We start from the raw sequence: 14,114 nt of genomic DNA on the forward strand, positions 1-14,114 counted from the left end.
GGTTGAGTGGAGCGGTGAGCGTCCTGCCTAGAGCTTATGGAATTACCAGATGAGCAGCCAGTTTTGTATACGGCGCGGTTGGTGTTGCGACCGTTTGGGCTGGCGGATGTGGCGGCGGTGGTGGCGCTGGCGGGCGATCGCGCTGTTGCTGAATACACCCTCTCGATTCCCCACCCCTACAGCGAGGCCGATGCGGAGGAGTGGATTAACCAGCGGCCAGCGGCTTGGGCAGAGAAGAAAGCCATTAACTACGCTGTTGTGCTGCCTGACGGCGATCTCTGCGGTTCGGTGGGGTTGGGCTTATACCCGGCCTACAACATGGCAGAGCTGGGCTATTGGATAGGAAAGCCTTACTGGGGTCAGGGCTATGCAACGGAAGCCGGGGCCGCTGTTGTGGATTTTGGGTTTAGCACGCTGGGGCTGAACCGCATTAATGCCATACGTTTTGGCGACAACCCTGCCTCGGGCCGGGTGCTGGAAAAGCTGGGCCTGGTGCAGGAGGGCTATCGGCGGCGGCAAACGCCGAAGTGGGGCGTGTATCGCGATGTGGTTCTCTACGGTCTGCTGCGCGAGGATTGGGAAGTAGGAGGTTGAGGTGTCGCCAAAAGTCATCAAGGTAGAAGCGCTGGGAAACAGCAGGCTGCGCTTGTTTTTTGACAATGGCGAAATCAGGTTTTTTGATGTCTCGCCTTATCTAAGCAAAGGAATCTTCAAAGAGTTACAGGCTCCTCACTACTTTGAGCAGGTAAAGCCGTTTTTTGGGGGCGTGCAGTGGCCCAATGAGCAAGACTTTAGCCCAGATACGCTGTTTTTAGAAAGCACTTTCGAAAGCATTTGGGATGTTGCTGAATAACAACTAGCGACATCCCAAATGTTCCATCCATACAGCCGGAGTCGAGGTTTAATGATGCCCTTACATGGCGGCTTCGATCGCGGCTTTTTTGCGGGGCTGACGCTCGAAGCGCTGGCCGAGGTCTTCGACCATGGCGTCGAGGCCGCTGCCGTCGCCGTGGGCTTTGGCGTGGCGGTAGACCTGAAGGGCGGCGGTAAAGGCGTCGCTGCCGACGGCGGCGAGGGTGTCGTCGAGGTCGGCTTGGAGCTGGGCGATCGCCATGGCCAGAGGGTAAATGGTCTCAAACAAATGCACGTCGCGCTGGAGTTCGGCGATGTCGAAGGAGCGGGGCAAAAAGTCGGGGTGTTGAACGGCAATATCGAGGGCTTTTTGCACGAAGGCGCGGCTTTTGTCGCCCATTTTGGGCATAGATTTTTTGACTTTTGGGGCCACATCGACGATGAAGGGGAGATTGTCGCGAATGGCGGCGATCGCGCTCATGATTTCGTCGCGGGCTTGTGGGGAAAGGGTGGCGCTGATGTAGTTGCTGGTCATAAGGTAGGTGCCTCTCAAGATGGTTTTCTCAAGATTCCCAGCCGTAAATACAAAATCTTTATGAAGATTGAATTTTATTTGCGCACCTGCTCCTACAGCTGACCTGTGGCACTTAAGAACTTACAAAATTTTGCTGAGGATGTCGGGGGTTAGCCCATTGGCCTGGGCTTGAGCTTGCATGTCGCGAATAATGTCATCGAGGGAGCGGCGCTTCATGGTTTGCTTGAACCAGCTATTGAGAAGCTGCTGGATCTTAAGCTGCTCGGCGGGAGCGGCTTCGCGGTAGGCTTTGGCAACGTCTCGATCGACTTGGATGGCAATGGTTTCCATGGCTGTGACCGAGAAAAAGAGCGGTTTGGATATATCAATTTGGCGCTATACGCATGGTAGTACAGCTACAAAGTAGATAGGTTGCCGTCTGCGGCACAGAGAAACTAGATCTAGGCCGCATTGGGTGCAATCAACTGGGCATAGAGGGGTTTTTCTTTGGAGAGTTTGCTGACGCTGAGTACAGAAAAACCCAGGATGTTGCCCTGGTCATCTACCCGTTCCATGATGGCGTCGTGGTCGGTTTCGCGCAGGTAGCCGGGGGCATCTGAGAAGAGCACTTCGAGGAAGTCGGCTTCGGGGTCAAACCAGATTTTTACAGATTGGGCCATAGTTGCTCTCCCTGTTTGAGTTTGTCGGTCAAATAGGCGGTGATGACAAAGGCATCGTTGTCTAGATATTTCACGACGACGCAGAGCCATTTGTCGCCGACGATAGTACTTTCGCGATAACGATAGTAGAGGTGGACAGCGTCATCGGTGTTAGAGACCCTGACGACCTCTGGGTTAGAGAGGGCTTCTTGGATCGCTGTTTCCATACTAGCCATTTCAGGGTGCTCAAGAATGTGAGCTAACCTTTCGTCAGTTAACCGAATCTGGCGACCTTGGTAATCGACAAGAATTTGCACAGCGAGTTGATGCTTTGGAGATCTTCCCTAGCGTAGGGTGCATCGCCGCTATGGAATAGGGGTTAGCCTGGCGGGGAAAGACTGGATGCACCGCTTGCGTTACGGGGAAACTCGATATGGGTGGGCTATTGTGTCGGATCCCAGGGGCCGATCGCAGGTTCGCCGCGCTGTTCTTTGGCGGCTACCTCTAGGTTGAGGGCGAGGAGTTTTTCGAGGAGGTCGTCGGTGGGGTCAAAGCCGTAGGCTTGCAGCACCAGGGCGTCGAGCTGTTTGTGGAGTTTGTAGAGCTGGCTGACGGGTTCGTGGAAGTAGGCGTTGTAGAGTTTGGTAATGCCCCACTGTTTTTGCTGCATTTGGTCGCTGCGGTATTGGTGCAGTTCGATCGCTTTAGTGCGGATTTGCTGAATAGTTTTGGCGCTGGGGGCCTGCGGAAACGGGAAGGTTTCAAAGCAGGTGCGTGGAGTATAACGAGTATCTCCCTTTAAAGTTGAACTTTGAGCACTTACCCACAAACGATGCATAGAAGATGACAAAATGCCAAAGATATAAAAATCCTCTGAAGCTACTACCTTAGTTGTATTACCTGGCAACCAAAACAAGGGACAGGGTATGAATATGGCCCATTTTGAAACTTCTGAAACCGCAAAAAATTCAGATAAGTTTTCAACAGCAAGTCTCATGGCGGGTCTAACCTTCTCAAACCTCCACCAGGTCACTTGGAGTGCTTGATTTCTATTCTTGCTTCTCTCTGGTTTTACGACTTGCTTGACATGCTCAAATGGCTCCTTATAAAGAGAGGCATCCTCTAAGGACATTTCACCAAAATCTATAATCCATCTGTCGGGAGTGCCGTTTACATTCTCCGTTACTTTTGAGCCTGTTAAATAAAGCTTAAGAACATCAGAGTTTTTGGAATTTATTTTTTTCCATTTTTCTGCTGTATCACTATCAATAACAAAGCCGGATCCGGTAGGTTGTATTCCAACAAAGCTGTAGCCAGAGTTATTTGCTAATAAGCTTGCATAGGATACGTCAACACTTGACTTTAGTGATGAACTAATGTATCTAACTGGCATGTTGTCAAGAAAATTTTGCTCGGACTCTTGCTTGTTCCAATTCACAATGCTGACATGGACTTTTGCTTGGCCAGACCAAGGCTGTGTTGAAATGGCCTCATGGATATGGCCTCCATTCTGGACAACATAGTCAAGCGCTGCAATTCGGCTTTTGCCTTGACTAACTGAGTTTGTTCCAACTAGGCCTACTCTGCTATTTTCTTGAATATGGTCATGAGCTAAGCGAAACCAGTAAGCGCAAAAATCTACTGAATCCTTTACGTCTGGAAATTTCTGGAAAACGCGATCTATATATTCATCACCTATTGCAAGTCGCATGTACTTTCCACCCAAGAAAGGGGGATTCCCGATGATCGCATCCGCCTTGGGCCACTCGGTAAACAGAGCATCTTGGCAGACAATATTCTTATCTAGCGTATCTAACGGCAGGGCGGGTTCATAGTCTTGCAACCCCAGGCGATCGATCGCCACCTTTCGCGCAATCATCAGCGTTACCCGTGCCAGCTCCACCGCAAACGGGTTGTTGTCGATGCCATAAAATTGCAGCGGCGTCACAAAGCCCATTTGAATTTGAGCACGGGGCGACTTGCGGCGGCTAGCGATTTTATCTAGCAGCGTTTGCTCAATTTGCTTTAGCTCTTGGTAAGCAATGTAGAGAAAGTTGCCCGACCCACAGGCCGGGTCTAGCACCCGGTAGGTTTGCAGCTCTAGCTGTAGCGCCTCTAGCTCAGGAATCGTGTTTGCCTGGTCAATGCGCTCTTCCCAATAGCGTGAGATAGTGGGCCGCACAATTTTCATAATGTCGGCCTCGGCAGTGTAGTGAATGCCGTGGGCATGGCGCGTTTTAGCATCGATCGCCGACTCAAAAATGCTGCCAAAGATAGCCGGGCGCACCTTGCTCCAATTCTCCAGCGCCGCCACCTCCAGCAGCTTTAGCTCTGGGTGCGTTAGGTCAATAGGGTCAATATGGGCAAACAGGCCACCGTTAAAATAATCGACCCCCTTAAATCGCCCAGCGGGGGTAATGCCAGGGGCATTCATAGCGCTAAACAGGTTGCCCAGCACATCGTAGCTGCTCTCGCCCCCCAGACAGTCTTGCACCGACTGCACAAACAGACTGTCAGGCAGCAGGGCGCGGTCTTCGGCAAACATAGCCAGCACGCTTTGCAGCACAAACCGCTGGGCCACCATATCCGGCTGGTCAAAATCTCCCTGGCGGGTAAGGCGATCGCGCAGCATGGCATACAGCTCGCCCATACGTCCGGCGGCTTTTTCGGTGACTTCTACCTGGTTGTTGCCAAACACCGACTTGCGCACAGTGACTTCCATAAAGCCAAAGACAGCAGTGCGATCGGGCAAATCGGCTAGAGCTACGGTATCAATCGGCGTATCGATCTGAGTGTCGAAGTCGTAGACCCAAAACTCATCAAAATTGCACAGCAGCACATAGCGGGGGCGATCGGGCACCGCCCGCTGCCAGTAGTCAAAGGCTTGAGAGTAGTGCTTGCTGAGGTCGGCCCCGCGCTTTTTCATCTCGATTAGCACGCGGGGCTTCCAGACCAGGTCGGCGTAGCCGGTTTTGCCCTTTTTGCTGCCCTTAGCAATGCGCTCTTCGTAGACTGCGCCCGCTTCTACGGCCCCCTCATGACCAAAGGCACGAAAGAACTTGTCGAGAAAGATCTGCGACTCGCCTTTTTCGTCGCCCTTGAGGTGTGCTTGCACAAACTGGGCGAACTCTTGCAGGCGCTGAGCAGTGGTGGACATGGGAGAGCTACGACCTTGGCAATGATCAGCGGAACAGGGGGTATTTTCTTTCCTCAAACCTTAGCCATAGATCCCGGATGCCTTTGGGTTTTGACCAAAACCTTAACGATGCATGAAACCAGACGGCTAGTGCTCTCTCAAGTCTAGGTTTGCAAGTTGGGTGGCGCGCCAGCAGAACCCAACAAGGCTAACTCGATCTTGCCAAACTGCTGGGGCGGTAGAGCAGTCAGAGTTTGCAGCAGCTTGGCGCGGTCTATCAAAGCCATGAACCAGCTAGCAAAGGGCAGTCGTCACAATCTTATCCTCTGCCTTCAGCTTCAGAATGCGAGATTCCGAGGGATTTACTCCAGGTTTCGAGTAATTTTCTCGGCACGCCAAGTAGTTTTCTCCAACTGTCGGGCTGTGTGCCCGAAGCGCTGAGTAATTCTCTCGGCACGCCGAGTGATCTGCTCGAGACTCCGAGTAATTTTCTTGGAATGTCGAGTAATTTACTCGAAAGGCTGAGTCCTTTTGGTGAAACGTCTTAAAAGCCGACCGTAGGATGAGCATCGCCAGCCCTGTCAAGGTAGCCCGAAAACAGAGGTTTTAGCCCGTCGAACTCACCGAAAGCTTGATTATGTGTAGGGTGCGTTCCCGGCCTCAGACTAACTCGGCAAGGGGGCAGTACGCTTTGCCCTGGCCGTAACGCACCATGGGCGTCAAGCGAGACACTTGATACAGTGAGCGGTGCATTGCGGCCCAAAGTCAGAATCTGTGAGGCTTTGCGCGGACTGGTGGGCCGAGAATGCACCCTACGCGTGGAGCAGACTGCCATCGCGCTTACCTAGCCGAAAAATTGTCTGGAATATCTTCAAGTCGCTCAATTCCCAGCTCTTGACCAAGGGCTTTGAGCTGGGCAAGGCTCAACTTCGCCTCAGTCTTGCCAGCAATCCAGCGCTGGTAAGTGGAGCGGGGTATGCCACAGCGAACCGCCAACTCATCTTGAGTCAGTTTGGTGCGCTCTAGCCTCAAGACCTCTATGGGGGAGAGCTTTGATTCTGCTGGTAGGGCGCTTTCTTCAGCCATTGGTTAACAGTAGAGGTCTCAAATCAAAGCCTCAGATTGACATATTCAAAATAAAGCCTCAAAATGAGGCATGAGTTTCCAGGGAAGGCTGCATCGCATTCTGCGTGTCCTTCTCCTGGCTGTCGTGCCCCATTCTACCGTTACCCATCATGTTCTTTTGCCATCTGCGATCGCGGGGGCTAGTTTTTGCTGGCCGTGGGGTCGCTGAAACGCTGTGGCTGGGTGGTGGGCAGTGCCCACCCTACGCTTCGTTCTGCTGTTGAGGACTTTCTAAATGTTGCAAGCTCAATCTTTTTTGCCGTCCTACATCCAGGGAACGGCACAGACGCCGCTGCCGACAATTCCTATAGCTATGGTGCCGCACCGCCGCCTGCGGCACTACCTGGTCGGCTCTCCCGACGACACCCAGCACGCCATCGATCGCCTGCACCTGCTCGGCTACCTAGAGCGCGTCAGCTGGAGCCATGCGATCGACATCCCCGCTAACGGCCTGATCATTCGCCCCGATGCTGGCGATGTGTTGCGCTACAGCCAGCGCGATCGGGTGACGGGGTGATGGGGTGATCAAGTGATAGGGCAAGCAGCCCTGCATCCAGAGGTAGGGTGGGCACTGCCCACCACTAGGTAAACTGCTTCCTCAAAGCCGCCGCAGCTAAAACGGCACAGCGGAGTTTAGAAGAACTACATCCTGGCTGTGGGGATGGGCAAATTGTAGCGATTGGGCATGGAGGTGCAGACGCTGCCCCGGTTCGCTGTAGCCATAGAGGCGATCGCCCCAAATCGGCGCATTCAGCCCCTGGGCCGCATGCACCCGCAGCTGGTGAGTGCGCCCCGTCAGCGGGTAAAAAGCAATTCGCGTCAGCACTCCCTCTCGGCCCAGCACCTCAAACTTGGTTTGGCTGGGTTTACCGTGCTGCCAATTCACCTGCTGCCGGGGCCGCTGCGTAGGGTCACCCCACAGCGGCAGGTCAATGATCCCCGACGATTCAAAGACGTGACCCACCGCGATCGCCTGGTAGGTTTTCTGCACCTGGCGATGCTCAAACTGCTGGCCGAGCTGGCGGTGGGTTTCGGCATCGAGCGCCAGCAACAGCACCCCAGAGGTGTCTTGGTCGAGCCGATGCACGGGTTGCAAGAACGCTCCCTCGGGTAGGGTCAGGCGCAGGCGGGTAAGCACGCTATCTTGGCGATCGCGGTAGCGACCCGGCACCGACAGCAGCCCCGCCGGTTTATCCACCGCAATCATCCACGGGTCTTGGTATAGAACGGGAATCCCCAACTCTGGTTGAATGTCCCCAGCTTGTGAGGGTTGTAGGGGCGCAGCATGCTGCGCCCCTACGGGGAGTTTGGCTGCGCCCAACACCTGGGCCGACAATCCTGACAATAGAAACCCCATAATCGGCTGACAGCGCTCGGCGCAGGCCCTATAAAATTCACCCGGCTGCTTGTCGCCCTGGGGCGCTCCCCACCAAAACTCAGCCATCGCCAGGGGCACCAGGCCATGCTGAGCCGCCGCGTGCAGCAGCTTAGGGGCACAGCAGTCGCCCGTACCGGTGGGCAGATTGCCCTGGGCCGCTAAGTTCTGGATAGCCAAAGATTCGCCCGCAAAGTTGGTGAGGGTATAGGCGGCGTGCATCTCAGCCTGGAGCTGGCGGGATAGGGCGCGACGCTGCTGCCTGAGGGCAGCGATTTCCGTATCAGCAGATTGGATAGTGACTTCTAGAGGGGCAAGGCGATCGCCCCATCGCTGCTTAAACTGCCGCAGCTCGGCCTTATCGCCCCGGCTCTCTTGCTCCAGAGCTGCTAGAGCTTCCGCAAGTGCATCTCCGGTGAGGTTGCTAGCCAAGGTTTGGCGCTGAAGGTCGCGGGCTTGTTTGCGATCGCGGTGCCTCTGGTTCAACACCTGGCGAGCCTCGGCCTGCTCCTCCTGCAACCGACCGTAGGTCTCCCGCTCTGGCAACCGCTGCAATACCAACAGGCGGTCTTTAATCGCCTCCAGCGCATTGAGAGTACGTGCCTCTTGCAGCGCCACCTCATCCCTTCCTGGTATCGGCGGCACCCAACCGGGCACCCGCTCTCGCCCCTGCCACAGCCCCGAAAACGCCTTGAGCACCCCGGTTTGTCCCTCGGGTGACTGCACCACCAGCACCCCAAACATCTTGCCCTCGATGGCGTAAACATCGCCGAGCTGGGTCATGAGGGATTGGGCGATCGCCCGAGCCATTGCTGTGCGGGGCAATCGGTAGTGCTGCCCCGTGCGAGGGCAGTAGCCCTGGTAGTAGTAATCAGCCAACCCTAGATCAGGCAGCCGCACCCCACCTAAAAAGGCATCGAGGGTATGAAAAGGTAGGTCAGGCACGGCCAAAGAAGTCTCTAATCCTTCTGACTATAGGGCCTTCACCCAGCGCCATGATTTCCGTCTAAGTAGAGAGCAAGATCTATCTAAGAGGAGATTGGGAATCAAATTGGCGCTGATAAAGTTACGGTGCGTGATGCTTCGCTTGGGCATCGCCCCCTACCTTCGCCTAAAAAAGATTATTCCCCATGAGATCAGACCTCAAAGTTGGAGCCATTCTCCAAGCCGATGGACAGTGCCATTTTACACTTTGGGGGCCTGAGCTAGACTCTGTCGAGCTGCGGCTTCTCTCACCTAAAAAAGCCTCCTTTCCTATGCAGAAAAGTGAGGAAGGCTATTGGACAATTTCGGTTGATGACGTCGCCGAAGACACCCAGTATCAATACTGCATAAACGAAGCCGATGTGCGGCCCGATCCAGCTTCGTTTTATCAGCCCGAAGGGGTGCATGGCCCCTCGGCAGTGGTCGATCTCAATACTTACGAATGGGGCGACGAGGCCTGGAAAAATATTCCCTGGTCAGACTACGTTATCTATGAAATGCATGTCGGCACCTTTACCGCCGAAGGCACCTTTGACTCTGCGATCGCTCAGCTAGCCGACCTCAAAGCCCTGGGCATTACCGCCGTTGAAATTTTGCCGGTGGCGCAGTTTCCCGGCGAGCGCAACTGGGGCTACGACGGCGTGTTCCCTTACGCCACGCAAAACTCCTACGGCGGCCCCAACGGGCTCAAGCGCCTGGTCGATGCCTGCCACCAAGAAGGCTTGGCGGTGATTCTCGATGTGGTCTACAACCACCTGGGGCCAGAGGGCAACTACACCGGCAGCTACGGCCCCTATACCACCGACAAATACAACACCCCCTGGGGCAACGCCATCAACTTTGACGACACCTGGTCGGATGGGGTGCGCCACTACTGCATTCAAAATGCGCTCTACTGGCTGCGCGAGTTTCACATCGACGGGCTGCGGCTCGACGCGATTCACGCCATCTACGACTTTAGCGCCAAGCACCTGCTGGCCGAGATGGCCGAGGCCGTGGCCCAGCTGTCTGAGCAGGTGGGCAAGCCGCTGTACGTCACCGCCGAAAGCGACCTCAACGACACCCGCATCATTCGCCCTGCCGAGCAGGGGGGCTTTGCCCTGCGCGCCCAGTGGAGCGACGATTTTCACCACGCGTTGCACACCATGATTACCGGCGAACGCTACGGCTATTACCAAGACTTTGGCACCTGCGAAGCCCTGGCGACAGCCATCCGCGATCGCTTTGTCTATAGCGGCACCTACTCACCCTTTCGGCATCGGCGGCACGGCAACTCTGCCACCGATTTGCCCTCCGATCAATTCATTGTCTGTGCCCAAAACCACGACCAAATTGGTAATGCCAAAGGCTGCGATCGCCTCTCTAAACTCGTGCCTTTTGATGCCTTGAAACTAACGGCAGGAGTGCTGCTGACCTCACCCTACATCCCCCTGATTTTTATGGGCGAAGAATACGGTGAAGAAGCCCCCTTTAACTACTTCATTGACCACAGCGATCCCGATTTAATTGAGGCCGTCTATGAGGGGCGCAAACGCGAATTTAAAGAAGCCCACGGCTTTGGTGAACCCGCCCCCGCCCACGAGGTGGCCACCTACGAAGCGTCAAAATTGAACTGGCACCTGCGCGGCGAAGGCAAGCACAAAACGCTGTTGAACTACTACCAACGCCTGCTAGAGCTGCGGCGACAGCTCAAGCTCAATGCGCCCTCCTATTCCAAAGATATGGAGATTAGCAGCGACGAAGACACTAAGGTGATTGTCTACCGTCGGGCAATTGAAAGTGGGCAACTACTCTGCCTGATGAACTTCAACCAGGGTGTCAGCGTCATCGACCTGGCCCCGCCCCAGCAGCCCTGGGTGCTGACCTTTGACTCCGCCACCGCTGAGTGGGCTGGGCCAGGATCATCTCTCCCTGAAAAAATCACCGAAGCCCAGTCCTTAGAAATGCCCCCGCTTGGGTTTGCTCTCTACACAACTATGTAGGAACGGTTGACTCTCTAGGCGCTCTGGGTTATACCAAGGCCAGCTTGAGAGTAGGCCCCAACGTCAATGCCGGCCTGGCACAGATTATTTCATCGTTCATCCTTTCTGAGTTCGCCATGCGTATTCCTATCGCGACCTACCGGCTTCAGTTCAACCCAGATTTTGGGTTTGCTGCGGCCCAAGATATTGTGGAATATCTCAAAAACCTTGGGGTTTCAGATGTCTACGCCTCGCCGATTTTCAAGGCGCGAAAGGGCAGTACCCACGGCTACGACGTGGTTGACCCCACCCAGCTCAACCCCGAGCTGGGGGGCGAAGCGGGGTTCCAGCCGCTGATCGATACGGTGCACCACCACGGGCTGGGCTGGCTGCAAGACATTGTGCCCAACCACATGGCCTATGACGGCCAAAACCCCTACCTCATGGACATCATGGAGTACGGCCCCGACTCAGAATATTTCAACTTCTTCGACATTGAGTGGGAAGGGCCAGAGGAACTGGGGGGTCGGGTCTTAGCCCCCATGCTGGGCGATTTTTACGATCGCTGCCTAGAGCGGGGCGAGATTCAGCTCAGCTACGACGAAACTGGGCTGAGCGTCAACTACTACGGCCTGCGGTTTCCGGTGCGCATCGAATCCTATGGGCGGTTTTTGAGCTATCAGTCGGGGCGGCTAGCGCAGCAGCTCGACACCAGCGATCGCACCTTCGTTAAAATTTCCGGCATTCTCTACCTGGTCAAAAATGCGATCGTCGATCTCAAAGGCCGGGAGTATCGCGACCAGGCCCAGTTCGCCAAAGGTCTGCTGTGGGATGTTTACCAGGAGAGCGACGCCGTCCGCGAGTTCATTGACCAAAACCTGGTGATCTTTAACGGCACCCCCGACCAGCCCAGCAGCTTTGACCTGCTCGACGAGCTGCTGTCAGAGCAGTTCTACCGGCTGTCGTTTTGGAAGGTGGGGGCTGAGGAACTCAACTATCGCCGCTTTTTCACCGTCAACGAGCTGATCTGCCTCAAAATCGACAACGAAGAGGTCTTCGAGCAGACCCACGACCTGATCTGTAAGTTAGTCAAAACCGGCGATTTTACCGGCGTCAGAATCGACCACATCGACGGGCTTTACGACCCCACCCGCTACCTGGAGCGGCTGCGCGAAAGGCTGGGCGACACCTACATCGTCATCGAAAAAATTCTCGAAGACGAAGAAACCCTGCCCAGTGAATGGCCGATTCAGGGCACCTCGGGCTACGACTCGCTGATTCAGCTCAACGGCGTGTTTTGCCAACAAGACAACCAAGACGCCTTTACCCACATCTACCAGCAGCTGACCGGCGAAACCACCCCCTACCCCGACCTGGTGGCCGCCAAAAAGCGGCTGATTGCCGAGACCAACCTGGTCGGCGACATCAACAACCTGGCCCGGTTTCTCAAGCGCGTCTGTCAGCAATATCGCTACGGACGCGACCTCACCCTCTACGGCCTGCGCACCGCGATCGAAGAGGTGCTGATTGCCTTTCCGATCTACTGCACCTACGTCAACCAGGAGAAGATCTCCGAGCGCGACCTGGCCTACGTGCAGGAGGCGATCGAGGCCGCCCGCAAGCGCATTCCTCAGCTAATCAACGAGCTGAATTTAATCGAACGGTTCCTATCGCTCAACTTTGAAGGCTCATTGCCCGAGGAAGAAAAGGCCCAGTGGCTGCATTTCGTCATGCGCCTACAGCAGTTTACCGGCCCGCTGATGGCCAAAGGCCTAGAAGACACCCTGTTCTACGGCTACAACCGCTTTATCAGCCTGAATGAGGTGGGCGGCACGCCGGGACACTTTGGCCTCTCTATGCGGCAGTTTCACCAGCGGCAGCAGCAGCGACAGCACCAATGGCCCCACGCCATGAACGCCAGCTCGACCCACGATACCAAGCGCAGCGAAGACGTACGCGCTCGGCTCAACGTGCTCTCTGAGCTGCCGAACGACTGGCAGACGGCGGTTAACCTGTGGCGCAGCCTCAACGGCAGCCACAAAACTGTGGTGCGCGACCAGGTGGTGCCCGACGCCAACGACGAATATTTCCTCTACCAAACCCTGGTGGGGGCGTTTCCGTTTGACGAGAGCGAGCTGCCCAGCTTTAGCGATCGCGTCGCCGACTATGTAGTCAAAGCCGTGCGCGAGGCCAAGGTGCACACCGCCTGGCTGCGTCCCGATGCCGACTACGAAGAGGGCTATGTGGCCTTTGCCCGCGCCATTTTGACCCCCGGCGACAAAAACAACTTTCTGCCAGAGTTTCGCAAGTTTCAGCAGCGCATTGCCGACTACGGCATCTACAACTCGCTCTCCCAGGTGGTGCTCAAACTGGCGCTACCGGGAGTGCCCGACCTCTACCAGGGCCAAGAACTGTGGGACTTTAGCCTGGTTGACCCCGACAACCGCCGCCCGGTGGACTACGACCGGCGGCGTCACTGGCTCAACGAGTTGCAGCAGTGGGCCGAGGGCGATCGCGCTGCCCTGCTCAAAAACCTGCTGGAATATCGCCAGGATGGCCGCATTAAACTGTGGGTCACCCATCGCGGGCTGGCCGCGCGGCAGGCCTACTCCGAGCTGTTTGAGCGGGGCGACTACCAACCGCTATTTGCCCGTGGCGATGCCGAAGATCACATTTTGGCTTTTGCCCGCCAGTGGGGCAATCAGTGGGTGGTGGCGATCGCCCCCCGCTTTCTCACCAGCCGCATCGAACCTGGCGAATACCCGATCGGCAAAGTTTGGGGCGACACCACCCTGGCCCTGCCCAGCGGCGTTCAGCATTGGCAAAACTGGATCACGGGCGCATCAGTGACGACCACCGAAGATGCCGCCCTATCAGATCTGTTGGCCACCTTCCCAGTCGCTATCTTGGTGGGCACAGCAGCCGACCAGCCAACCCCAGAGGCCGCCGCTGAACCCTAAGAAGGAGGTTGCATTAGCCCCCTTTGTGGGGGGCTAATGCGATCGCCCCACCCACTGTCTCCCCGCAGAAGGATGGCAAAGTCAGGCCTCTTGCCTAAGCTAAAGGCGTTGCACAGGAGTCACTATGGGCGTTCGCAAGCGGATATTTATACTGAGTTCTGCGATCGGCGCTGGTATTGTCACGATCGCCATTGGGTTAATTCTTTGGAGCACGACCCTATCCCCAGCCAGCCAGGCCAAGGGCGTCGAGGTTGAGCCAGCACCCATTCAGCTCGAACAGGCTGCTAACCAAGCAGAAAACCTCTCAGAAAATGTCTACGGTGGGCTTGACACTACCAAGAAGATCAGTGGCAAGACTGAACCCCGCAACCAAGCTATCGAGCGTGGCCGAGACGCCGCTAGCCAAAAAATGAAGGAATTGGGCGATCGCGCCCGTCAAGCAGAGGAATCTGGAGAAGATGTGCTATCTGCTACCGACAAGCGAGTGCTCAAGCACATCTCAGAGTAAGTTTAGCAAACCCATTGAACTGACATTCGGCAGGGGCTTT

At 55.7% G+C, this 14,114-nt stretch carries 14 protein-coding genes; 6 read left to right on the forward strand and 8 right to left on the reverse strand.

Going from position 1 to position 14,114, the window contains the following annotated elements:
• Positions 1 to 36 precede the first annotated feature (36 nt).
• On the forward strand, positions 37 to 594 hold the full coding sequence (locus tag H6G07_RS00315; RefSeq protein WP_073606945.1) for a GNAT family N-acetyltransferase: 558 nt from the start codon (positions 37 to 39) through the stop codon (positions 592 to 594).
• Position 595: 1 nt separating this feature from the next.
• Complete coding sequence (locus H6G07_RS00320; protein WP_073606944.1) at positions 596 to 853, forward strand: DUF2442 domain-containing protein; 258 nt, start codon at positions 596 to 598, stop codon at positions 851 to 853.
• Positions 854 to 913: 60 nt separating this feature from the next.
• On the opposite strand, the gene H6G07_RS00325 is transcribed toward H6G07_RS00320, so the two are convergent.
• The 7 genes from H6G07_RS00325 to H6G07_RS00350 all read right to left on the reverse strand — a co-directional run bounded on the left by H6G07_RS00325 (position 914) and on the right by H6G07_RS00350 (position 6,247).
• Positions 914 to 1,387, reverse strand: a complete 474-nt coding sequence (locus H6G07_RS00325; protein WP_073606943.1) for a hypothetical protein — start codon at positions 1,385 to 1,387, stop codon at positions 914 to 916.
• Between the two features lie 120 nt (positions 1,388 to 1,507).
• The gene (locus H6G07_RS00330) at positions 1,508 to 1,717 is read right to left on the reverse strand and encodes a hypothetical protein (protein ID WP_073606942.1); all 210 of its coding nucleotides are present in this window, start codon (positions 1,715 to 1,717) and stop codon (positions 1,508 to 1,510) included.
• A gap of 110 nt (positions 1,718 to 1,827) precedes the next feature.
• A complete protein-coding gene (locus tag H6G07_RS00335) occupies positions 1,828 to 2,046 on the reverse strand; it encodes a DUF2283 domain-containing protein (protein ID WP_035990708.1) in 219 nt (72 codons plus the stop codon).
• Positions 2,031 to 2,342 carry a DUF4258 domain-containing protein gene (locus H6G07_RS00340; protein ID WP_073606941.1) on the reverse strand — a complete coding sequence of 104 codons (312 nt, stop codon included), beginning with the start codon at positions 2,340 to 2,342 and terminating at the stop codon, positions 2,031 to 2,033. Before H6G07_RS00340 ends, H6G07_RS00335 begins: the two co-directional genes overlap by 16 nt.
• A 125-nt stretch (positions 2,343 to 2,467) precedes the next feature.
• Entirely contained in the window at positions 2,468 to 5,182 is a 2,715-nt protein-coding gene (locus tag H6G07_RS00345; RefSeq protein WP_073606940.1) for a DNA methyltransferase, read from the reverse strand.
• Positions 5,183 to 5,325: 143 nt separating this feature from the next.
• Entirely contained in the window at positions 5,326 to 5,448 is a 123-nt protein-coding gene (locus tag H6G07_RS26595) for a hypothetical protein (RefSeq protein WP_277882031.1), read from the reverse strand.
• Positions 5,449 to 6,001: 553 nt separating this feature from the next.
• On the reverse strand, positions 6,002 to 6,247 hold the full coding sequence (locus H6G07_RS00350; RefSeq protein ID WP_073606939.1) for a helix-turn-helix transcriptional regulator: 246 nt from the start codon (positions 6,245 to 6,247) through the stop codon (positions 6,002 to 6,004).
• A gap of 274 nt (positions 6,248 to 6,521) precedes the next feature.
• Here H6G07_RS00350 and H6G07_RS00355 point away from each other — a divergent pair, with 274 nt between their 5' ends.
• A complete protein-coding gene (locus H6G07_RS00355) occupies positions 6,522 to 6,803 on the forward strand; it encodes a hypothetical protein (protein ID WP_073606938.1) in 282 nt (93 codons plus the stop codon).
• Between the two features lie 96 nt (positions 6,804 to 6,899).
• Here the strand turns inward: H6G07_RS00355 and H6G07_RS26790 are convergent, their stop codons facing one another.
• Positions 6,900 to 8,606: an RluA family pseudouridine synthase gene (locus H6G07_RS26790; protein WP_206756247.1), complete on the reverse strand. Its 1,707-nt coding sequence runs from the start codon at positions 8,604 to 8,606 to the stop codon at positions 6,900 to 6,902.
• Between the two features lie 185 nt (positions 8,607 to 8,791).
• Here H6G07_RS26790 and treZ point away from each other — a divergent pair, with 185 nt between their 5' ends.
• From treZ to H6G07_RS00375, 3 genes are all read left to right on the forward strand, one after another.
• Positions 8,792 to 10,627, forward strand: coding sequence for a malto-oligosyltrehalose trehalohydrolase (gene treZ, locus H6G07_RS00365; protein ID WP_073606937.1), 1,836 nt, complete (start codon positions 8,792 to 8,794; stop codon positions 10,625 to 10,627).
• 116 nt (positions 10,628 to 10,743) lie between these two features.
• Positions 10,744 to 13,566 (forward strand): malto-oligosyltrehalose synthase, encoded by a 2,823-nt coding sequence (gene treY / locus H6G07_RS00370; RefSeq protein WP_073607073.1) that lies wholly within the window; start codon positions 10,744 to 10,746, stop codon positions 13,564 to 13,566.
• A gap of 124 nt (positions 13,567 to 13,690) precedes the next feature.
• Entirely contained in the window at positions 13,691 to 14,074 is a 384-nt protein-coding gene (locus H6G07_RS00375; RefSeq protein WP_073606936.1) for a hypothetical protein, read from the forward strand.
• The last annotated feature ends 40 nt before the right edge of the window (positions 14,075 to 14,114 follow it).

The organism is Phormidium tenue FACHB-1052, from assembly GCF_014696675.1.
Taxonomy (GTDB): Bacteria; Cyanobacteriota; Cyanobacteriia; order Phormidesmidales; family Phormidesmidaceae; genus Nodosilinea; species Nodosilinea tenuis_A.